The following is a 19,235-nucleotide window of genomic DNA, read 5'->3' on the forward strand; positions in this document are numbered from 1 at the left end:
GGCCAACGCCTCGTAGAGCGCTTGGGCCGTGAGGGCCTCCACTAATATCTCGGGATGCTCCAACAAGATGCGCCTAACCTCATCGGCCAGCGACACGTTGATACCGCCGCGGGGACATATATATGCTCTCCGCCCTGCGCGGCCGGCCGGGGCCGCTACGGAGGTCCGCCCCGCCGTTCGGCCAGCCTGCGCTCGAGGTACTCCCTGAGCGCCTCGGCGTTGTTGTGGGGGCTTCTGGCCGCATATAGCAGCGTCACGTCGCCCCGCCTCGCCAGCTCCAACAGCTCCTCCACCTTGGGGTTTACGTCCAGCTCGCGCCAGTACCTGGCCTTGAACTCCTCCCACCTGGCGGGGTCGTGGGAGAACCACCGCCTCAGCTCGTCGCTCGGCGCCACCTCCCTCATCCATACGTCGACCGCCTCCCTCCTCACGCCCCTGGGCCACAGCCTGTCGACCAGGACCCGCACGCCGTCCCCCGGCTCCGGAGGGTCGTAGACCCTCTTGGCCTTGATCATGAAGGCCCCACATCGCCTAGATAAATCGATTCCGGCGGCCGGAGGCGGATCCGCCAACTATATATATCCTCTATTCCTTCCCTCCGATGTATATAGGGAGGGCCCCCTCCACCAGCGCCAATCTGGGCTCGGGCTTCGACGTGGTGGCGGTAGCCCACGACGCCTACTTCGCTGAGGCCTACGTCTCTGTGGGGTCCGGATGCGGCGTCGCCGCGAGGTTCAAGGGCTTCGACCCCGGCCCCGACAACACTGTGGTGAGGGCCTTCGGCAAGCTCTTCGCCGCCCTCGGTATCTGCAGGGGCGTCGAGGTCGAGGTGGTCAACGGAATACCCGTAGCCAGGGGGCTCGGCAGCAGCGGGGCCTCGGCCGTGGCGGCCCTCTCGGCGTTCGTTAGGGAGGCCGGCCTGGAGGTCGACCCGAGGATCTTGATCGAGGCGGCCGGCCACGGGGAGGCGGCGGCCGCCGGAAGCCCCCACTTCGACAACGCGGCGGGGGCCGCGCTGGGAGGGGCCGTGGTGATAACTTCCCTCTCCCCCCTCGACGTGGTGAGGTTCTCCCCGCGGCTGACCCTGGTGGTGGGCGTCCCCGAGGTGCCGCCGATGCCCAACAAGACCAAGGCCATGCGCGAGGTCCTCCCCAAGGTGGTCGAGTTCCCGACGTACGTCAGGCAGATGTCGAGGGTCGCCGCCCTCGTGGCGGGGCTCGCCAGGTCGGACCCGAGGCTCGTGGCCAGGGGCATGGAGGACGAGGTTGTCGAGGCGGCGAGGGCCCCGCTGGTGCCCGGCTACCGCAGGGCGAGGAGGTACGCCCTGGAGGCTGGCGCGCTCGCCGTCGCCCTCTCCGGGGCGGGCCCCTCCATCGTGGCCCTGGTCGACGAGGGGAGCTCCGACGCGGTCAGAGACGCGGTGCTGAGGGCGTACGCCGAGGAGGGGATAAAGGCCGAGGCCAAGGTGGCCTCGATAGCTGAGGGCGCCCTGGGCCCGGCCTGAGCGGCGGCCGAAAATTTATTTAGGGGGGCTAGAACCGGCATGAGTTTGACGGCAAACATAGTGGAGAGGATAGCCTCCTATATACCGGGATACGCCGGCTATAAGCAGAAGGAGCTGAGGAGGGAGTCGGACGCCTTGGTGAGGCGCCACGTCTCGTCCGTGCTGTCCTCGGCCAAGGCCAAGATGGCGCTGACGCCGACCGCGGCGCGGGCCGTCGCGGCGAATCCCGACGCGAGGTATCTCTGGGACTCCACGAAGGCCCTGTTCGACAGGGTGGTCCAGAGGATTGACAAGGCGCCGGAGGGCTACTCCGGCTTCTACGACCTCGTCAAGGTAGACGAGGCGGCCCTCGACGAGATCTACAGGATGGACCTCGCGCTGGTCGAGAAGGCGGGGGAGGTGGCCAAGCTGGTGGACGAGATCTCGGCGGCGCCGCCGGGCTCGGACGCCTGGACCCAGAAGCTCCAAGCCCTCTCCGCCGCCCTCTCCCAGCTGGACTCGGCCATCGACGAGCGGTCCAACTTCATAGCGGGCTACTCCAGGCAGCAGGCGGAGGCCGCGGGCCGGCAGATGGGCATAATACAGGCGGAGCAGCAGGAGGGGCCTGGGCAGGGCCAGGAGCAGGGGCGGGGCCTCCTGAGGAGGCTGTTCGGCGGTAGGTAGCCATGCCGCAGGTCATACAGTGGGTCAACCCCAAGGAGGACGAGATAATCTGGCGGTACCCCGTCGACAGGATCGAGTGGGGCGCCCAGCTGGTGGTGGAGGAGTGGCAGGCGGCGGTCTTCTTCAGGGACGGGAAGGCCTACGACGTGTTCCGCGCGGGCCGCCACACCATCACCACGATGAACCTGCCCCTCCTCACGGCCGCGCTGAGCCGCGTGGCCGGCTTCGAGAAGTCGCCGTTCGTCGCCGCGGTCATATACGTCTCGCTTAAGCAGTACAAGTTGCCTTTCGGCGGCAGGGGGCAGACGGCCGAGCTGGCCCCGATACAGTTCTACGGCTCCGCCTGGTTCCGCGTCGCCGACCCCACGCTCTTCGTGACGCAGGTGGTGGGCGGACAGGGCGTCTACACCACCGAGGACCTCCAGCAGTTCCTCAGGGGCTATTTCAACGAGTCCCTCATGGCGGAGCTCTCGAAGCAGTCCATCTTCACCATATACCAGTCCCTGGAGCAGGCCTCGTTCGTCCTGAAGAACGCGCTCGACCCCTACTTCAAGAGGCTGGGCCTGGAGATCATAGACCTCAGGTTCGAGGGCCTCGACGTGACGGACCCCATATGGCGCGACAGGCTGTTCTACATAAGGGCCGCCGGCGTCAACGCGGCCGACTATCTCCGCATGGAGGCGGTCGAGAAGGCCGCGGCCGAGCTCGGGAAGAGCCCGGGCGCCGCCGTGGGGGCCGGCCTGGCCATAATACCGCCGCTCTTCTCGCCCCAGCAGGGAGGCGCGGCGGCCGGAGGCGGCGCGGGCGTCGGCGGAGGGGGAGGACAGCCGCCGGGCCCCTCCGGACAGCCGCCATCCACCATCGTCTCGGGCCAGCTGGCGCAGCAGCAACAGGGCGTGGTCTGCCCGAGGTGCGGCTTCGTGAACCCGCCTGGGGCTAAGTTCTGCATGAACTGCGGCGCCCAGTTGCCGCAGGAGAAGATATGCCCCAAGTGCGGCTTCAAGAATCCGCCGACGGCCAAGTTCTGCATGAACTGCGGATCCCCTCTGCCATGAGGGCGCAGGAATACGCCGTTGCCGCCGCCGTGACGGCCGAGGGGGCGTACCTGGTGGCGGCGTCGCTCGGGCTTGTGCCCCTGACGGCGTATCTGGCGGCGGGGATTCCCCTGATAGCCTTCGGCCTGCTCTACATGGCGCTTGGAGACAGACGGGCGTCGCTCTGGGGAGGGATGACGGCGCTGGCGGGCATGGCGCTGGCGATGGGGGGCGCGGCGTCGCCGCTGCTGGTCCTCGGCGTCGCGCTCCTGCTGGTGGGTCTGTTCGCCCTGGCGGCGGGCCGTGGCCGGCGCTGACGTGGAGGCGGGCCCCCAGACCTCGCAGTTCAGATGTTCCTACTGCGGGGCGCCTCTGGACGTGACGCCCGACTCGGTCGTGGTCGTCTGTAGCTACTGCGGCAAGGCGAACTTCGTGGCGGGCGACATCCCGAAGGAGGATCTCGGCGACCCCCGAGTTCGGCAAGTCGAGAGCCATCGCGGTGGCGCTGAGGGAGGCCGTCGACGAGCTCCTCAAGGAGGTGGACAGGGACGCCAAGCGCAGGGCGGCCGACGCGGTGGGCCATCCGGCCGCCAGCGCGACCATCCTAGACAGGACCGTGGACTACGAGGTGGAGAGGGTGGACTCAACCCCCGTGACGTACCTCCCGGTCTGGGTTGCGCCGTACATCTACGAGGGGTCGTTCTACTCGTTCGCCCTGGCCGGCTGGGACGGGGCCTTGCTGGCGGCGGCGAGGCCCGTCTTCATGGAGCAGAGGATCGGCTACGCCGCGGCTGCCGTCCTCGCGGCCGGGCTCATGGGGGGCCTCGGCGGCGCGATGTTCCTCAGCAACTGGGCCGTGGGGGCCGGCTTGGTGGGTCTGGGGGGCGCCCTCGGGTACCTCGCAGCCAGGAACATAGCCAAGGTCAGGTCGGTCAGATGAAGGTCCGCTGTCCCTACTGCGGGGCCGAGTACGATGCGCCCGAGGGGCTCCAGTACTCGGTCTGCCCCTACTGCGGCACGGCCCTCAGGCAGGGCCAGACCTACGAGAAGGTGTATATATTCAAGCCCACGCTCGACAAGACGGCGGCGTTCAGGAGGGCCCTCTCGCTGAGGCCTTGGGCCTCGCCCTCGGATCTGGACTCGTCGGCGTCCTTGACGTCGGCGGAGCTCCACTACATCCCGCTGTATCTCTACTACGTCTACTTCGAGCCGCTTAAGGAGCTGGCGACCTACGCCACGGCGCCCGCGGTGGAGAAGCCGCCGTTCTATATACCCAAGGACTACAGATTTCCCGCCAGGTGGAGGATTCCCTTCAAGCCGAGCCTGGAGAGGACCGCGGTCTTCCACGGCCCCCAGCTGGACCCCGAGGCCGCGTGGGCCGCCGTCTCGGGGAGGTACGAGAGGGAGGCCAGGAACTACGCCGCCGTCTTCAAGAAGCCCATAAGCGACATGTCGTCGTTCGAGGGGCTTGTGTACTACCCCTTCTGGCGGCTCCGCTACGCCTACGGCGGGAGGGAATACGAGGCCGTGGTCGACGCCGCCGAGGGCGACGTGACGTATATGGAGTATCCCGTCTCGCGGGCAGGCCGGAGCGCCTCAGCCGCGGCCGCCGTCTCCATAGTCCTGGGCGCGGCGTTCCTGGGCCTGATCGGGGCGGCCTTCAGCCCGGCCGCCTCCGCGGGGATCCACGGCAATCCGCGCCTTCTCGATCTGGCCGCCGCCGCGGGGGTGGCCGGAGGCGGGGTCGCTGGCCTCGTTGGCGCCGTCAGGCTGCTGGCGTTTGCGGTGGAGCGGAGGGCGATATATAGGGCCGATAGGGACGTGGAGCTCGTCTAGGCCGGCGATAAGGCTAAAAACCCGCGCCGGCCCTTCCCCGTGAAGTGCCTCGTCTATTTCGACGGCGCCTGCGAGCCGGTGAACCCGGGGGGGCTGGGGACCTACGGCTACGTGATATACGGCGAGGGCGGGAGGAGGCTCGCGAGGGGCTACGGCGTCGCCTGCCACGGCGAGGGCTGCACGAACAACGTGGCGGAGTACACGGCCCTCCGCGAGGCCCTCAGGAAGGCGAAGGAGCTGGGATGCGGCGAGGTGGACATAAGGGGCGACAGCCAGCTCGTGGTGAGGCAGATGAGGGGCGAGTGGGCGGTCAACTCCCTGAGGCTCATGGCGCTGAAGGACGAGGTCGAGGCCCTCCTCGCCTCCTTCGCCAAGTGGAGCATAGGGTGGGTGCCGCGGGAGGAGAACAAGGAGGCCGACGGGCTTTCGCAGATAGCCTACGAGGCCCACGCGGCGCAGTACGGATACGGAGGCGGCGACGGGTGGATCCAGACGCTCATCGGCGAGGTGAGGAGGGCGGCCGAGGCGGAGGGGCTGAGGCCCGAGGAGGCCGCCAAGATCCTGGCCGAGCTGCTCAGAAAATACAGGCTGGAGGAGCTCAGGGAGCTGGCGGAGGGCTAGGCGCTCCCCTTCGGCTCAGGGCGCGGGGGGCGCCAGACGTAGGGCCTCGTCCCGCGCCAGAACTCCTCCTCCGCCTCGGGCGGCAGGTCGTACTCCACGGGGTCCCTCACGCCGTTTATCTTGAAGGCGAGGCGGCGCATGTAGCACGGGCCGCAGCGGCCGCAGTGCTTCGGGCCCTTGTCGTAGCAGCTCCACGTGAGGTGCAACGGGGCGCCGGCCTCGAGGCCCAGCCTCACTATCTCGTGCTTCACCAGATGGCCCACCGGCATGAGTAGCTGGACCCTCCTCTGGGGGCCTGTGGCGTAGGGCAGCGCCTTGTTGAGCAGGCGCACGAGCTCCATCTCGTTGTCTGGATAGGCGCCGGCCTCCTCCATGTTCACGCCGAGGGCGACGTAGTCGTAGCCCCAGGCCTCTGCAAGCGCCACCGCCAGCGCTATGAAGACGAAGTTCCTGGCGGGGACCCACTCGTGGGCGAACTCGGCCCCCTCCCTCCCCATGTCCACCCTGTTTATCTCGCCCTCCCCCAGAAGGGGCGACCGGCCGGCCAGCTTGAAGAAGTCCATGTCGACCTCTATCAGGGGGATCCCCAGCGCCTTGGATATCTCCCTCACCGCCCTCCTCTCCGGGTCCTCGGCGACGTGGCGGTAGTTGAAGTGGAGGAGGGCCACCTCGTACCCCTGCCTCAGCAGGGCGGCCGCCGCGGTCGTGGAGTCGAGGCCGCCGCTCGCCACCACGAGGGCCCTCCTGCGTCTGCCCGGCTCCGAGTCGGCCCTCCACAGGCTGGCCGACCTCCAGGTCCTATCCGCGCCTATCTCGACGACCGTGTAGGGCTCGAGCCTCCCGACGTAGTTGCCGTCCCAAGGCGCGACGTCGCCCTGGAGATACGCGTCAGAGCTGGCGAAAAACAGGGCGTTGAGCTGCCTGTCCCACATGTAGTACAGAGGGCGGAAGTTCGCCGCCAGCCACAGCCTGCCCGGCCTCGCCGAGTCTAGGACGGCCAGCGCGAAGCTCCCCACCACCTCGTCCCTCAAGATGCGCCTGAGCCCCTCCAGAGACCCGTCCCAGATCTTCTCCAGCAGCGGCGGAAGCACGGCCGTGTCTATCCTAGACCTCCGCCTCAGGCCGTACCTCCTCTCCAGCTCGAGGTCGTTGGCTATGGTGCCGTTGTGGGTCACCGCGATCCTCTCCCCCAACATGGGCTGTATGTCGTCGGGCGTCTTCTCGGACACGTGCTCCGTCGTGGGCTCAGCCCTGTTGTTGAAAATGGCGGCCGCGGACCCCTCGTCGATCAGCCTGGGCATGTCCCTCAGGGCCTCGGGGGCGGGCCTCCTGTCCTTATACCACCTATATAGTCCCGACCTGCTCAGGACGACGACGCCGAAGCTGTCCCTGCCCCTCTCCGCGGCGGCCTCGGCTATGGACCTAAGCCTGGCCTCCACCGCGGCTGCCCTCTCCTCGTCCAGCTCCCCGAATATCAGGACTCCGCCTATGGAGCACACGCCGCCTCTAGGCAGCCATAATAAATTTGATCGCCTCAGGGGCGCGGGCGGCCCGGGCCTGGAGCCGACTGCGGGCGGAGCCGCCGGCCCCGCGGCGGCGTCACCTCCGCTTGAGGAAGAGCTCTATTCTGGACTTCACCTCGCGGCTCAGCGCGGCCTCCGCGACGGACCTCTCGAAGTCCTCCCACTCCTTCTCCACCAGCCTCAAGAACCCCTTGGAGTGCCGCTTTATGGCCTTGAAGTTGGGCACCTCGCCTATCTTCCTGGCGGCGCCCAGCGCCAGCTCCATGCCCTCCCTCTCGCCGTCGGCGAGCCTCTGGACGAGGCCCCACTCCAGCGCCTCCTCCGCCGAGAGCTTGAACTCCCAGTCGAGGAAGGATCTGGACCTGAGCCCCAGCACCAGCGGCGCCACGACGGGCGTCGCCGTCATGAGGCCGTACCTTATGCCGGGGAGGGAGAAGTAGGCCGACTTCACGGCCACCGCGTAGTCCACGAAGTAGAGCATCTCGACGCCGTAGCCGATCGCCGGGCCGTTCACGAACGCCACCACGGGCCTCGGGCATTCGGCGATCCTCCTGGAGACCTGGTTCACCGTCCTGAAGAACTCGAGGGAGCCCTCGGGGGTCCGCAGCCCGTATATCTCGACGAGGTCGAGCCCTGACGAGAAGTAGCCGCCGGACCCCGTGACGACGACGCCGCCGGCCGAGCACCCCTCGTCCAGCGCCTCCAGGACCCGCCGCGCCATGTCCAGATTGAAGGCGTTCCGCCGCTCCGGCCTGTTGAGCCTGACCACCAGGACGTCGCCCACCCTCTCCTTCACCGCCGCCATACCCCCACCGCGCCCTCGCCTATTAACTTTTCTATCTCCTCGTCGGAATACCCGAGCTCCCTGAGCACCTCGACCGTATGCTGGCCGAGGAGCGGAGGCGGATCCAAGGCGTCGACGGGCTCCCCGTCCACCTTGATGGGGCTCCCGACGACTCTGACCGGGCCCAGAGGCGTCGACAGCTCCAGCAACATGCCCCTCTCCCTAGTGTTCCCGTCGCCGAGGGCCTCGGCCATGTTGTATATGGGGGCGGCGGGTATGCCCGCGCCGAGGAGGACGTCCACCCAGTGTTGCGCCGGCCTCTGGGAGAAGGTCCTCTCCAGCTCAGCCGCCAGCGCCTCTCTGTTCACGGCCCTCCTGTCGTTGGCGGAGAACCGGGGATCGTCGGCGAGGTCCTCCCTGCCTATAGCCCTGCAGAAGTCCCTCCACAGCTTCTCCGTGCCGACGGCCACTATGAAGTACCTCCCGTCGCCCGCCCTGAAGGCCTGGTAGGGCGCTATGCTGGAGTGGGCGCTGCCGAGCCTCCGCGGCACCCTCCCGCTGGCCAGATAGGCGGCCGACTGGTGCGTCGATATGGCCAGGGCGCTGTCGAGGAGGGCCATGTCTATATAGGCCCCTCCGCCGCCTCTATCCCTAGATCTGAGCGCCGCCAGGACGGCCACGGCGCAGAACATGCCCGTCACTATATCGGCGATGGGGACCGCGAACTTGACGGGCGGCCCCTCGGGCTCCCCCGTGAGGTCCATCAAGCCGCTCATGGCCAGCGCTATGAGGTCGTAGCCCGGCCTGTCCCTATATCGGCCGTACTGGCCGAACCCCGATATGGAGCAGTAGATAAGCCGCGGGTTGACCCCGCGGAGAGCTGCGTAGTCGACGCCGAGCTTCGCCGCGGTGCCCGGCCTGAAGCTCTCCAGAAAGACGTCCGCCCTCTCCACCAGCCTATACAGGACCCGCCTGCCCCCCTCGCTCTTGAGGTTCACCACCACCGACTTCTTCCCCCTGTTGATGCTGGCGAAATAGCTGCTGTACTTCTCGCCGTAGAACGGAGGCCCCCAGTCCCTCGACTGGTCCCCCTCGGGCGGCTCCACCTTGACCACCTCGGCCCCCAGATCGGCCAGGAGCATCGTGGCGAAGGGCCCCGCCATGGCCGACGTCATGTCGACGACCCTTATCCCCGCAAGGGGCTTGAAGCCGGCCATGGCATATCCGCCAGGTTCGTTTTTAAGGAGACCCGGGAGGCTTGGCCCCTTCGACGTTCAGAACCTCCTCTCGTTCTTCGCTAGCTTCTCGAAGTAGGCCTTCTCCAGATCCATGCCGAGGAGGCCCGCCGCCGTCAGGAGGTAGATGAAGACGTCCGTCAGCTCCTCCTCTATCTCCTTCCTCAGATCCTCCAGCTTGACGTCGCCGTGGCCGTAGACGGAGCTCCTCACGACCTTCTTGACCAGATTCGCCGCCTCGCCGACCTCCCCCGCCAGCGCGTTGGTGAGGTACTCCAGCCTCAACGCCAGATCGCGGCCGTCCCTCACCTCCCAAAACAGCGGGAACTTCCGCCGCGAGAACTCCACCTGTATCTCAACGAGCCTCGCGAGGTCCACGGCAGGGACGGGCCCGGCATCTATAAGCCCCGCGGATAAACACGGCCGCTCACCGCCTGTTTACAATAAGGACGGTGAAAAATATAATAACCTCACTATTCCATGTTCTAATGGTAGAACCTACAGAGATACTTTCCAAGAAGTGGAGATATATTATCCCGATTATATGGATAGCGTATCTCCTCGCCTTCATCGACAGAGTTAATTTGGGCATAGCGAGCCTCGGGATGAAGCAGTCCTTGGGCCTCACCGACGCCGATCTGGGCCTCGCGGCCGGGATCTTCTTCATCGGCTACTTCATACTGGAAATACCCGGCACGTACATAGTCGAGAGGTTCAGCGCCAGGAAGTGGATCGCCAGAATACTCATAAGCTGGGGGCTGATGGCGTCGCTCACCGGCTTGGTCCAAGACAGGTGGCAGCTCTACGCCGCCAGGTTCGCGCTGGGCCTGGCCGAGGCCAGCTTCTTCCCGGGCATAATAGTCTATCTGACCCACTGGTTTCTGGAGGACGAGAGGAGCCGGGCGGTAGGCCTCTTCATGAGCGCCATAGCGGTGGCCAACATAATACTCTCGCCCATATCGGGGCTGCTCCTGACCGTCAACTGGCTGGGCCTCGAGGGCTGGCGGTGGGTCTTGATACTGGAGGGCGTGCCGGCCGTGCTGTGGGGGATCGCCGTGCTGTTCCTGCTCCCCGACTGGCCTAGGGAGGCCCGGTGGCTCTCCGAGGACGAGAGTAGGTGGCTGGAGGACGAGCTGAGGAAGGAGCGGGAGTCCCACCCGCCGGAGAGGGTCTCCTCCTGGCTCACGGGGCTGAAGATACCCGAGGCGTGGCTGCTGGCGGCCATATACTTCCTGGCGACCACGGGCCTCTACGGCATCACCTTCTGGTCGCCCCAGATCCTCAAGGCGCTGACGGGCGGCAGCTCGGTCGTCGTGGGGGTCCTCAACGCGGTGATCTACTCGGTGGCGCTGGCCGCGATGATACTTATCGGGAGGTCGTCCGACAGAAGCGGCGAGAGGTTTCTGCACTCGGCGGTTCCGGTGTTCCTCGGGGCCGTCGGCCTCCTTCTGGCCGCGCCGCTGGCCTCCCAAGCCGTCGCGGCCTTCCTGGCGCTTCTGCTGGCCGCCGCCGGCATCTACGGCTTCTACCCGCCCTTCTGGCCCATACCGCAGCGCAGGCTCGCCGGCGTGGCCAGGGCGGTCGCCATCGGCCTTATAAACTCTGTGGGCAATCTCGGCGGCTTCGCCGGCCCCTACATAGTCGGCTACATCAACACGAAAGCTGGGTCCAGCCTCGCGGGCCTCGCCTTCCTGGCCGGCTCGGCCATGGCCGCAAGCATCCTGCTGATAATGGCCCGCGACCTGTTGGGCGGCCGGGGCGCTGGGGCGGCTAGGCCGTAGAAGTGTTTACTGTGTAAAAATTTCTTTCGATAGTAAATCCGATAGTTAAGATTTTTATAGTAACAATGTTAATACGGCGTGGCCAGGAGGATAGCCCTCTTGGGCCCCCCAAACGTGGGCAAATCCACCCTGTTCTACGCCCTCACAGGCCGTTACGTCAAGACCGCTAACTACCCGGGCAAGACTCTGGAGGTCAACTCGGGCGTGTTGCGGGGGAAGGTGGAGATAGTGGATCTGCCCGGCGTCTTCAATCCGTACAGCCCCAAGGACGAGGACGAGGTGCTGGCCTTGAGGGAGGCCCTTGAGGGCGACTACGACGGGGTGGTGGTCGTCGGCGCGCCGCACGCGCTCAAGGAGGCGCTGGCGCTCGTCGAATATATAGGGCGCAGGCGGCCCGTGGCCTTCGTCTTGAACATGGTGGACCTGGGGGCGCCCCAGCTCTCCGCCGAGGAGCTCTCGGCCGAGATGGGCGTGCCCGTCTTCTACACGTCCGCCGCTAGGCGTGCCGGCCTGTCCGAGCTGGCCCGGTTCCTGGAGGGCTGGTCCCCCGACGGGCCCACGCCGGTCAAGGCCGTGGATATACCCGTGAGGCCCGCCGCGAGGCTGGCCGGCGCCGTCTTCTCGCGGCCTCCGCTGGCCCTTGCCGCCCTCCTCGCCCTCTCCGTCGCGTCCGTCCTCGCAATGTTCGCCGCGCTCGAGGGGGCGGGCCCGTGGCCGGGCCTCCTGGCCTATCTGGACCCCGCGCTCGACGCCGTGGCGGACGCCATAGCCTCCGCCGGCCTTCCGCCGGTCCTCTCGTCCTTCCTCGCGGACGGGCTGTGGCTGGGCGTATCGGCGCTGGTCGAGTTTCTGCCCTACATCTTGATCGCGGTGTCGATAGTCGTTCTGTACGAGGAGTCGGGCGTCATAGGGGCGCTGGGCCGGTCCCTGGAGTCGCGCCTGGTCTCGCTCGGCGTGCCCGGGAGAGGCCTTCTGTGCCTCATGGTGGCCTCGGCGTGCAACGTGCCGGCGCTCTCGACCGTGCGCGTGATGTGGGGCAGGGGGAACAGGCTCATGACGGCCCTGCTGGTGCCCTACGTGCCGTGCTCCGCCAGGCTGTCCCTATTCGTCGCCATCGCGGCCGTCGCGTTCTCGTCGAGGCCCTACCTGATTCCGCTGGCCGTGTTCATCCCCTACGCGGTCTCAGCCGCCGTCGTGTTCGCCGCGGCCTCTGCCTACAGGAGGCTCCTCAAGGCGGTCCCCGCTGTGGAGGGCCTCCCGCCGACGCCGCTCATGTTGCCCAACGCGAGGATATACGCGCTGAAGGTCTGGTTCGATTTCAAGAGCTTTCTGGCCAAGGCGGGTCTCCTCATAGCGCTCTTCCCGGCGGCGCTGTGGCCGCTCACGCACTTCGGCCCGTCGGGCTTCGTCGCGGACGCGTCGGGGAGCTGGCTCGCCGAGGCGGGGAGGGCCTTCGGCGCCTTGCTCGCGCCTCTGGGCGTGCCCTGGCAGGTCTCGACGTCGCTTATAGCCGGCTATATATTCAAGGAGGTGGTCTGGGGCTTCATGGAGGCCCTGGGCGCAGTCCCGCTCCTCTCGGGCCTGTCGGTCCCGGCGGCTTTGGCCCTCCTCGTATTCACGGCCGTATACTCCGCCTGCATCGCCACGGTCGCCTCCATGGCCGGACAGGTCGGCTGGAGGCTGACGGCGCTCTCCCTGGCGGTACAGCTGGCGACAGCCACGGCGGCCGCCTACGCCGTATACTTCGCCGCAGGCGCCTTACTTATTTAGGAGATTCGGGAGGTGCGTGAGGTACAGGAGGTACGGCGACGTGGAGCTTTCGGAGATAGGCTTCGGGGCTTGGACCATAGGGAGCGACATGTACGGCGGGGCCCACGGGGAGGACGCCAGAAGGCTCGTGGAGAGGGCGATAGACCTCGGCGTAAACTTCTTCGACACGGCCGACGTGTACGGGCGGGGGAAGTCCGAGGAGCTCCTGGGGCGGCTCCTGGCCGGGAGGGAGGGCGTGTATCTAGCCACCAAGGTGGGGTACGACTTCTACTCCAACCCCGCGAAGCCGCCGCGCCGCTACGACGCGGAGTACATCGAGTTCGCCCTGAGGAAGTCGGCCGAGAGGCTCGGCAGGAGGCCCGACCTGATCCAGCTCCACAACCCGCCTAGGGAGGATCTGGAGAGGGCCGCGGCCCATTTCCTGAGGCTGAGGGGGGCCTGGGCCAGATACGTCGGCGCCGCCCTCGGCCCCGAGGTGCAGGTCCTGGAGGAGGGGCGGGCCGCCCTGAGGGCCGGCTACGACTCCATTATGTTCGTCTTCAACATATTGGAGCAGGAGCCCGGCAGGACCTTGGCGGAGGAGGGGCGGGGGAGGATGCTCCTGGCGCGGGTCCCCCACGCCAGCGAGGTGCTGACCGATAGGTTCAGGCCCTCGTTCCCGCCGACCGACCACAGATCCCTCAGGGACGTCGGGTGGCTGAGGAGGGCCAGGGAGATCGTCGAGAGGGAGGTGGCGCCTCTCGCCAGGGAGCTGGGGCTGACCTTGGGGCAGTACGCGCTGAAGTTCGTCCTCTCGTTCCCGGTGACCTCCGTCCTCGTGACGGCCACCACGGTCCAGGAGCTGGAGGAGTACGCCGAGGCCAGCGACGGGAAGCCGCTGCCGGAGCACCACATGAAGGCCCTGGAGGAGCTCTGGGCGAGGCACGGAGCGGAGCTGTCGGGCGCCCCTCGGCGGGCCGGGGAGGGCCGGCGCTAGCCGACCGCGCGGCGTCCGCCGATCCGGCGCGGCGCGCCCGCCCCCTCGCGCAGGCCAGGCACCACGTGGTGCCTTCTGCACCTGGCCTCGTAGGTCTCGCCGCCTCCGACGAGTATCCTGGGGCCGTCCGCGGGGGCGGGCCTGCCGCCGATCAGCCGCTGGGTCCTCGTCGCCGGCCTTCCGCAGATCTTGCAGACGGCCGTCAGCGACACCACCTTGTCGGCGTACGCGGCCACGCGCATGGTCGTCTCGAAGGGCTCCCCTCTGTAGTCCAGGTTGAGCCCGGCCGCTATGACCAGCCTGTCGTCAGCCAGCCCGTCGAGGGCCTCGGCGAGGGAGGGCGGGAAGAACTGGACCTCGTCGACGGCCACCACGTCGTACTTAGCCCCCTCCTCCGCTATCTCCCTCACGCCGGACTCGTCGGGAGGCACGGCGACCGCCCTGAGCCTCAGCCCGTTGTGCGCCGCCACCGACAGGGCGTCGTAGCGGGAGTCTATGGAGGGCTTGAAGATGGCGGCCGACCTCCCCGCTATTATCTGCCTCTCGACCCTCCTGATGAGCTCCGTGGTCTTCCCCGCGAACATGGGGCCGACGATGGCGACCAACACTAGTCGTCGGGCCGGGCCTTTATAGGGGCTTCAATGATTTATGTCCGGGAATATCGAGGATATATGGACCCGTTGGGGAGGGCCCTGAGGGCTCTGGACCAGCTGGTCCTCAAGCCCCTGGAGGATATAGCCAACAGCGCAGAGGGGATTCTGGAGGCCATCTCGGAGCAGCTCGGGGTGCCGAAGCCCAAGGTGGCCGCTGTCGCGGTGCCTCTGGACGAATGCGGGGGGCAGGCGGACGGGCCCTGTAGGGGGATCGCGGGGGTCTACGAGCCAGGCGTGGTGAGGATAAACTACAGATCCACCCTCCCCTCCCTCCTCCACCTCTTCGCCCACCACCTCCAGGCGGTCGAGATGGGGGAGAGGTTCGTCCACGCCAGACGCCTCGAGGCGGAGAGGCTTCCGTGGGAGCTGAGGCCTCTGGAGATAGCGGCGGCCGTCAGGTCGGCGCAGCTCGCCAGAAGGGCCCCGCCGAGGGCCTTGAGGGTCTGGGAGGAGGAGATAAAGCCCAAGATAAGGGAGCTGGACGACAACCTGGCCAGGCTCAAGGCCGACGTGGAGCAGATCTACAGATACGCCGAGGTTTACGCCAGGCGCTGAGGAGGTTAGGGCGCCGACCGCCCATGCTCGCGCTCGACGTCTCGGCGGGGTACAGGGGGAGGACCGTGGTGGAGGTGTCGGCCTCGGTTCCGCCCGGCGTCACCGCCCTCGTGGGGCCCAACGGGTCGGGCAAGACCACTCTGCTGAGGGCCGTCGCCGGGGCTATCCCGGCCAGGAGGCGCGTGGAGGTGGACGGGAGGCCGCTCGGCCCCCGCGACGTGGCCTATCTGCCTCACGGCGGCCTCGACCCGAACGCCAGGGTCGGCGACGAGCTGGAGTTCTACTGGGAGGTCCTCGGGGCAGAGCGGCGGGACTACGCCGTGGATCTGCTGGACCTCAAGGAGCTCATGGGCAGAAAGGTCGGCGAGCTCAGCAGAGGCCAGGCTAGGAGGGCCGAGCTGGCCGTCGTGCTGGCCCTGAGGCGGAGGGTCTACCTCCTCGACGAGCCCCTGGAGGGCCTGGACGTGCAGTACCGCGGCGCGGTGCTGGGCGAGCTGAGGAGGCTGGGCGAATATGTGATCTTCACGACGCACGACCCCTCCGCGGTCGAGGCGGCGGCCGGCTGGCTGCTGGCGCTCAGAGGCGGGCGCCTCGCCTACAGCGGGCCGCCCTCGGGGCTCAAGGGGCGCGTCGCCATAAGGGCCAGGAAGGGCGGCGAGGTCGTCACAGTCGAGACGGACAGGCCGGAGGAGAAGGTCGAGGAGCTGAGGTCCCTGGGCTACTCAGTCGAGGAGGTGAGGAGCACGGCCGTCGAGGAGCTGATGCGATGATGCGGCCCTTCCTGCGCAGGGTCTGGAGGTCAGGGCGCTCCTACTACGGAGCCAACCTGGCCGTCAACGGAGCGCTCGCGGTGATCATAGCCCTGTCGGCGGCTTTCTTGATACCGTTGATCCGGCCCGAGAACATACGCGGGATCCCGCCGGGCATGTCGCCCCAGCTCGCCTACGAGAGGGCCGTGGCCGTCGTGGTCCTCACGCTCTCGCTGGCCTCCAGCATAGGCGCGTCCGCCACCGCCGCCATGGTGGCCGGCGGCTCCATACAGGCCGACATAAGGAACGGAGTATACGAGATGTTGCTCGGCAACGGCGTCGAGCTGGCCCAGATAGCCCGAGGCCTGCTGGCCGCCTCCCTGAGCGCTGCGGCGGCGCTCTACCTCGCGGCCCTGGCGGCCATAGGCGCAGTGGTCGCCCTCGAGGCGCCCGCCGCAATGCCCGTGATGCCCGCCGCGGCCCTCGCCATGCTGGCCTCCGTGGTCTCCGGGGCCGTGTTGATAGTCTTCATCGGCCTGACCAAGCCCGAGCTGTTCAAGATGGCGACCGGCGTGGGGGCCACCAAAAACGTGGCCTACACCATATCGCTCGCGCCCGGCGTGGCGTTGCTGTTCTCCATGCTGCCGTTCTTCGGCGGTCTGGACCTCGGCGGCGCCGTCGCGGTCGCCGTCGCGCTGTCCTCCGCGGCCCTCGCCCTCAGCGCAGTTCTGGCCGTCGCCACGCCGCGGGTCGCCAACAGGGAGAAGCTGGTGTCGCAGGCCGAGTAGCCGCTCGGGCCTGCCGCGTCCAGCCCGCCGCGGGCCTCCAGCAAGGCGGCACGCGCTGTCCGATCCCGCCGGCTGGAGCGCCCGCGGGCCGCCTCCCTCAGCTGAAGATATTTATTGAGGTCTCCGGCCACAGCCCATGAAGGTCGGGTTCATAGGTCTGGGCATAATGGGAGGGCCCATGGCGCGGCATCTGCACAGGGCCGGGCTCCTGGCCGCCGTGTACAACAGGACCAGGTCCAAGGCGGAGCCCTTCGGGAAGATGGGCGTCCACGTGGCCGAGTCCCCCGCCGACCTGGCGAGGAGGGTCGACGTGGTCATCGAGATGGTGTCCGACGCGCCCGACGTGGAGCAGGTCCTCTTCGGGGCCGGGGGCGTCGTCGAGGGCGCGAGGCCGGGGCTTGTGGTCGTCGACATGTCCACCAACTCGCCCGACTGGGCGCGGAAATTCGCCGAGAGGCTGGCGGAGCGCGGCATCGAGTTCCTCGACGCGCCGGTGACGGGCGGCCAGAGGGGCGCCGAGGAGGGGACCCTCACGGTCATGGTGGGGGGCAGGGAGGACCTCTTCCAGAGGCTTCTGCCGGTCTTCAAGGCCTTCGCCAAGGAGGTGATATACGCAGGCCCCGTGGGCTACGGGCAGGCCATGAAGCTCGTGAACCAGGTGGTGATCTCCCTCAACACGATCGCCATGGTCGAGGGGCTTAGGCTCGCCGAGGCTCTGGGGCTGGACGTGGAGAAGGTGGCGAGGCTCCTCACGGTCGGGGCGGCCAGGTCGGGCTCCATAGAGCTGTATCTCCCCAAGCTCCTGAAGGGCGACCTGTCCCCGGGCTTCAAGGCGGCCCATCTGAAGAAGGACCTGGCCTACGCCATGGAGATAGCCAACAGGAAGGGGCTGTCCCTCCCCGCGTCGGCGCTGGCGCTGGAGCTCTACAAGAGGATGGTGGAGAAGGGGCTCGGCGAGCTCGGCATACATGCCCTTGGCAAGTCCTACTGAGGCGCGCGCCCAACCCCTGGGGGTCCGCTCGGCGCGCTACTCCACGTCGAGAAGCGCTTGATATACTGCGGCGGAGGCGACCGACAGAGCCCCCGCGAATATCCAGAGGGCCTTGAAGCCGAGGGCCGCGACCACGGCCGAGGCCATCGGCGGCGACACGGCCCCGCTGAGCTGCCAGAACAAGTTGGCCACGCCGGCCGCGGTGCCGGCGGACCTCCCGCCGATTTTCGACACAGCGGTGGAGTTCGCCGGAGTTATGACGAACCTCACGAAGCCCATGGCCGCCGCGTCGGGGAACACGGCGGCCGGGCCCGCGGCGAGCGCCATCACGAGCGCGCCGTATATCCCCTCGAAGGCCACGAGGGTCCTCTTGACGCCGATCCTCCTTATGATATAGCCGGCCACAACCGTCGCCGGAACGCCGAGGAGGGCGGTCGCGGAGTAGGCGAGGCCTGCGTAGTATCCGTTGAGCCCTATGGAGAGGAAATATCTGTAGGCGTAGAGCGCGACGATCCAATACGCCGCGAAGAACATGAAGCCCGCCGCGCTGGCCACCGCCACGCCTCCGCCGAAGGAGGCCCTCCAGGCCCTCGGACGCCCCGCGGAGGCGCCCTCGGCGGGCCGGCGGATCGGCAGATAGGCGAGCGCGAGGGCGGCGGAGGCCGCCGCAATCATGTAGTAGTCCCACCTCCACCCCAACGAGGCGCTGACCGCGGGCAGAGCTAGGCCCGAGACCACCACCGAGAGGGGCCAGGCGAGGCTGTAGTAGCCCATGGCCACCGGCAGCTCCCCTCCGCCGAACTCGGAGCTGAGGAGCTTGACCGTGGCGGGGTAGATCCAGCCCGCCGAGAGGCCCATGGCCAGACTCGCCGCGTATTCCACCTGCATGTCGGGGGCCGCGCCGGAGAGGGCGGAGGCCCCGGCGAGTCCCAACAGGGCGGCCGCGGCGATGTGCGCCGGGCCCGCTCTGTCCGAGAGGAGGCCCGCCGGTATCTGGACGGCCACGTACCCCGCGAAGAACAACGCGAAGACCACTCCGTCTTGGTACAACGTGGGCCTCAGGTCGGAGTAGGCGGAGGCTATGCTCCAGGCCAGGCGGGAGAAGTAGCTCATGAAGAAGGAGGCCGAGGCCAGGGCCACCACGGCGGCTCTCCTCAAGCCCATATACCCGACGGGCCAGGCCCTTTTTCAGCATCACCCCGACGCCCTCGGCGCATCCGGGCCGGCGTCGAGACCCCGCGGCGCCTAGACGTAGCCGTTTTCCAACAGCCTGTTGACCAGCCAGCTCCAGACGGCCCGCCTCCAGCGCGACAGCGTGGTCGCGTAGAAGAAGAGGGCCGAGAGCGCCAGGGACGCGGCGGACCACGCCAGAGCCGCCGCATACAGCAGGCGCGAGAGGGCGCCGATGTAGAACGCGGCCACGGCCATGTAGTAGGGGGAGAAGGCGAACAGGTAGTAGGCCATCATCAACACAGGGGCCAGATACGACCTGAGGGACATCCTAGGGGGGCTCTGCGGAAGGTTTAGCTCCCTCATCTGCGGCAGGCCCGAGTAGGCGGCCGCCAGCCAGCTCGCCGCCGGGATGACCAGGGGGATCGAGGCGAGGGCCGGCATCAGATAGAGCGCGGGCGGAAAGAGGGGGGCGAGCGCCGCGGCCTCGGCGGCAAGCGGGGAGGCGAACACGGCGGCTAGGGCCGAGCGCGCCAGCATCCTGTACTTGAAGTACAGATCCGCATCGCCGGACAGGCTCAGCCAGAGGCGCTCCCCCATAA

Annotated in this window: 21 protein-coding genes and 1 pseudogene; 14 read left to right on the top strand and 8 right to left on the bottom strand. The window is 67.8% G+C overall.

The window, feature by feature from the left end:
- Positions 1–155: 155 nt before the first annotated feature.
- Positions 156–515 (bottom strand): DUF488 domain-containing protein, encoded by a 360-nt coding sequence (locus B7L68_RS06675; protein WP_081246906.1) that lies wholly within the window; start codon positions 513–515, stop codon positions 156–158.
- Positions 516–601: 86 nt separating this feature from the next.
- Between B7L68_RS06675 and B7L68_RS06680 the strand changes: the two genes are divergently transcribed.
- The 7 genes from B7L68_RS06680 (at position 602) to rnhA (ending at position 5,658) form a co-directional block, all read left to right on the top strand.
- Positions 602–1,504: a homoserine kinase gene (locus B7L68_RS06680; RefSeq protein WP_081246907.1), complete on the top strand. Its 903-nt coding sequence runs from the start codon at positions 602–604 to the stop codon at positions 1,502–1,504.
- A 39-nt stretch (positions 1,505–1,543) separates the two neighbouring features.
- Complete coding sequence (locus B7L68_RS06685; protein ID WP_193432482.1) at positions 1,544–2,167, top strand: hypothetical protein; 624 nt, start codon at positions 1,544–1,546, stop codon at positions 2,165–2,167.
- Positions 2,168–2,169: 2 nt separating this feature from the next.
- Positions 2,170–3,222 (top strand): SPFH domain-containing protein, encoded by a 1,053-nt coding sequence (locus B7L68_RS06690; RefSeq protein ID WP_081246908.1) that lies wholly within the window; start codon positions 2,170–2,172, stop codon positions 3,220–3,222.
- The gene (locus B7L68_RS06695) at positions 3,219–3,518 is read left to right on the top strand and encodes a hypothetical protein (protein ID WP_081246909.1); all 300 of its coding nucleotides are present in this window, start codon (positions 3,219–3,221) and stop codon (positions 3,516–3,518) included. Before B7L68_RS06690 ends, B7L68_RS06695 begins: the two co-directional genes overlap by 4 nt.
- A gap of 182 nt (positions 3,519–3,700) precedes the next feature.
- Positions 3,701–4,141, top strand: coding sequence for a hypothetical protein (locus tag B7L68_RS06700; protein ID WP_238136364.1), 441 nt, complete (start codon positions 3,701–3,703; stop codon positions 4,139–4,141).
- Positions 4,138–5,037 carry a transcription factor IIB gene (locus B7L68_RS06705; RefSeq protein WP_081246910.1) on the top strand — a complete coding sequence of 300 codons (900 nt, stop codon included), beginning with the start codon at positions 4,138–4,140 and terminating at the stop codon, positions 5,035–5,037. Before B7L68_RS06700 ends, B7L68_RS06705 begins: the two co-directional genes overlap by 4 nt.
- 39 nt (positions 5,038–5,076) lie before the next feature.
- Positions 5,077–5,658: a ribonuclease HI gene (rnhA, locus tag B7L68_RS06710; RefSeq protein ID WP_081246911.1), complete on the top strand. Its 582-nt coding sequence runs from the start codon at positions 5,077–5,079 to the stop codon at positions 5,656–5,658.
- On the opposite strand, the gene B7L68_RS06715 is transcribed toward rnhA, so the two are convergent.
- From B7L68_RS06715 to B7L68_RS06730, 4 genes are all read right to left on the bottom strand, one after another.
- Positions 5,655–7,157, bottom strand: coding sequence for a 7-cyano-7-deazaguanine synthase (locus B7L68_RS06715; RefSeq protein WP_081246912.1), 1,503 nt, complete (start codon positions 7,155–7,157; stop codon positions 5,655–5,657). The two genes, rnhA and B7L68_RS06715, sit on opposite strands and share 4 nt — an antisense overlap.
- A gap of 100 nt (positions 7,158–7,257) precedes the next feature.
- Complete coding sequence (locus B7L68_RS06720) at positions 7,258–7,986, bottom strand: enoyl-CoA hydratase/isomerase family protein (RefSeq protein ID WP_081246913.1); 729 nt, start codon at positions 7,984–7,986, stop codon at positions 7,258–7,260.
- On the bottom strand, positions 7,974–9,182 hold the full coding sequence (locus tag B7L68_RS06725) for a CaiB/BaiF CoA-transferase family protein (protein WP_081246914.1): 1,209 nt from the start codon (positions 9,180–9,182) through the stop codon (positions 7,974–7,976). The genes B7L68_RS06720 and B7L68_RS06725 overlap by 13 nt, the downstream gene beginning before the upstream one ends.
- A gap of 57 nt (positions 9,183–9,239) precedes the next feature.
- Positions 9,240–9,578, bottom strand: a complete 339-nt coding sequence (locus B7L68_RS06730) for a MazG nucleotide pyrophosphohydrolase domain-containing protein (RefSeq protein WP_081246915.1) — start codon at positions 9,576–9,578, stop codon at positions 9,240–9,242.
- Between the two features lie 110 nt (positions 9,579–9,688).
- Here B7L68_RS06730 and B7L68_RS06735 point away from each other — a divergent pair, with 110 nt between their 5' ends.
- From B7L68_RS06735 to B7L68_RS06745, 3 genes are all read left to right on the top strand, one after another.
- Positions 9,689–10,981: an MFS transporter gene (locus B7L68_RS06735; protein ID WP_081246916.1), complete on the top strand. Its 1,293-nt coding sequence runs from the start codon at positions 9,689–9,691 to the stop codon at positions 10,979–10,981.
- Positions 10,982–11,059: 78 nt separating this feature from the next.
- Positions 11,060–12,751 carry a ferrous iron transporter B gene (locus B7L68_RS06740; RefSeq protein ID WP_081246917.1) on the top strand — a complete coding sequence of 564 codons (1,692 nt, stop codon included), beginning with the start codon at positions 11,060–11,062 and terminating at the stop codon, positions 12,749–12,751.
- A gap of 16 nt (positions 12,752–12,767) precedes the next feature.
- Positions 12,768–13,727, top strand: coding sequence for an aldo/keto reductase (locus B7L68_RS06745; RefSeq protein ID WP_081246918.1), 960 nt, complete (start codon positions 12,768–12,770; stop codon positions 13,725–13,727).
- Here the strand turns inward: B7L68_RS06745 and B7L68_RS06750 are convergent.
- Positions 13,724–14,335, bottom strand: coding sequence for a thymidine kinase (locus B7L68_RS06750; RefSeq protein ID WP_081246919.1), 612 nt, complete (start codon positions 14,333–14,335; stop codon positions 13,724–13,726). The genes B7L68_RS06745 and B7L68_RS06750 overlap by 4 nt on opposite strands.
- Before the next feature lie 63 nt (positions 14,336–14,398).
- On the opposite strand from B7L68_RS06750, the gene B7L68_RS06755 reads away from it, so the two are divergent.
- From B7L68_RS06755 to B7L68_RS06770, 4 genes are all read left to right on the top strand, one after another.
- Positions 14,399–14,935, top strand: coding sequence for a hypothetical protein (locus tag B7L68_RS06755; RefSeq protein ID WP_081246920.1), 537 nt, complete (start codon positions 14,399–14,401; stop codon positions 14,933–14,935).
- 23 nt (positions 14,936–14,958) lie between these two features.
- A complete protein-coding gene (locus B7L68_RS06760; protein ID WP_081246921.1) occupies positions 14,959–15,705 on the top strand; it encodes an ATP-binding cassette domain-containing protein in 747 nt (248 codons plus the stop codon).
- Positions 15,702–16,472, top strand: coding sequence for a hypothetical protein (locus B7L68_RS06765; protein WP_143615313.1), 771 nt, complete (start codon positions 15,702–15,704; stop codon positions 16,470–16,472). The genes B7L68_RS06760 and B7L68_RS06765 overlap by 4 nt, the downstream gene beginning before the upstream one ends.
- Before the next feature lie 136 nt (positions 16,473–16,608).
- The gene (locus B7L68_RS06770) at positions 16,609–17,463 is read left to right on the top strand and encodes an NAD(P)-dependent oxidoreductase (protein WP_081246923.1); all 855 of its coding nucleotides are present in this window, start codon (positions 16,609–16,611) and stop codon (positions 17,461–17,463) included.
- Positions 17,464–17,499: 36 nt separating this feature from the next.
- On the opposite strand, the gene B7L68_RS06775 is transcribed toward B7L68_RS06770, so the two are convergent.
- Together B7L68_RS06775 and B7L68_RS08690 are read right to left on the bottom strand one after the other, a co-directional pair.
- The gene (locus B7L68_RS06775; protein ID WP_081246924.1) at positions 17,500–18,627 is read right to left on the bottom strand and encodes an MFS transporter; all 1,128 of its coding nucleotides are present in this window, start codon (positions 18,625–18,627) and stop codon (positions 17,500–17,502) included.
- A gap of 81 nt (positions 18,628–18,708) precedes the next feature.
- Positions 18,709–19,235: pseudogene (locus tag B7L68_RS08690) on the bottom strand (ABC transporter permease); the annotation flags it as partial.

Source organism: Thermoproteus sp. CP80, from assembly GCF_002077075.2.
Classification (GTDB): domain Archaea; phylum Thermoproteota; class Thermoprotei; order Thermoproteales; family Thermoproteaceae; genus Thermoproteus.

What these genes read in the sequence shown, in the direction of transcription:
- B7L68_RS06705 (WP_081246910.1), top strand. Translation starts at nt 4,138, where the DNA reads ATGAAGGTCCGCTGTCCCTACTGCGGGGCCGAGTACGATGCGCCCGAG.
- B7L68_RS06725 (WP_081246914.1), bottom strand. Translation starts at nt 9,182, where the DNA reads ATGGCCGGCTTCAAGCCCCTTGCGGGGATAAGGGTCGTCGACATGACG.
- B7L68_RS06675 (WP_081246906.1), bottom strand. Translation starts at nt 515, where the DNA reads ATGATCAAGGCCAAGAGGGTCTACGACCCTCCGGAGCCGGGGGACGGC.
- B7L68_RS06685 (WP_193432482.1), top strand. Translation starts at nt 1,544, where the DNA reads ATGAGTTTGACGGCAAACATAGTGGAGAGGATAGCCTCCTATATACCG.
- B7L68_RS06690 (WP_081246908.1), top strand. Translation starts at nt 2,170, where the DNA reads ATGCCGCAGGTCATACAGTGGGTCAACCCCAAGGAGGACGAGATAATC.
- B7L68_RS06720 (WP_081246913.1), bottom strand. Translation starts at nt 7,986, where the DNA reads ATGGCGGCGGTGAAGGAGAGGGTGGGCGACGTCCTGGTGGTCAGGCTC.
- B7L68_RS06755 (WP_081246920.1), top strand. Translation starts at nt 14,399, where the DNA reads ATGGACCCGTTGGGGAGGGCCCTGAGGGCTCTGGACCAGCTGGTCCTC.
- B7L68_RS06695 (WP_081246909.1), top strand. Translation starts at nt 3,219, where the DNA reads ATGAGGGCGCAGGAATACGCCGTTGCCGCCGCCGTGACGGCCGAGGGG.
- B7L68_RS06770 (WP_081246923.1), top strand. Translation starts at nt 16,609, where the DNA reads ATGAAGGTCGGGTTCATAGGTCTGGGCATAATGGGAGGGCCCATGGCG.
- B7L68_RS06775 (WP_081246924.1), bottom strand. Translation starts at nt 18,627, where the DNA reads ATGGGCTTGAGGAGAGCCGCCGTGGTGGCCCTGGCCTCGGCCTCCTTC.
- B7L68_RS06760 (WP_081246921.1), top strand. Translation starts at nt 14,959, where the DNA reads ATGCTCGCGCTCGACGTCTCGGCGGGGTACAGGGGGAGGACCGTGGTG.
- B7L68_RS06735 (WP_081246916.1), top strand. Translation starts at nt 9,689, where the DNA reads ATGGTAGAACCTACAGAGATACTTTCCAAGAAGTGGAGATATATTATC.
- B7L68_RS06765 (WP_143615313.1), top strand. Translation starts at nt 15,702, where the DNA reads ATGATGCGGCCCTTCCTGCGCAGGGTCTGGAGGTCAGGGCGCTCCTAC.
- B7L68_RS06680 (WP_081246907.1), top strand. Translation starts at nt 602, where the DNA reads ATGTATATAGGGAGGGCCCCCTCCACCAGCGCCAATCTGGGCTCGGGC.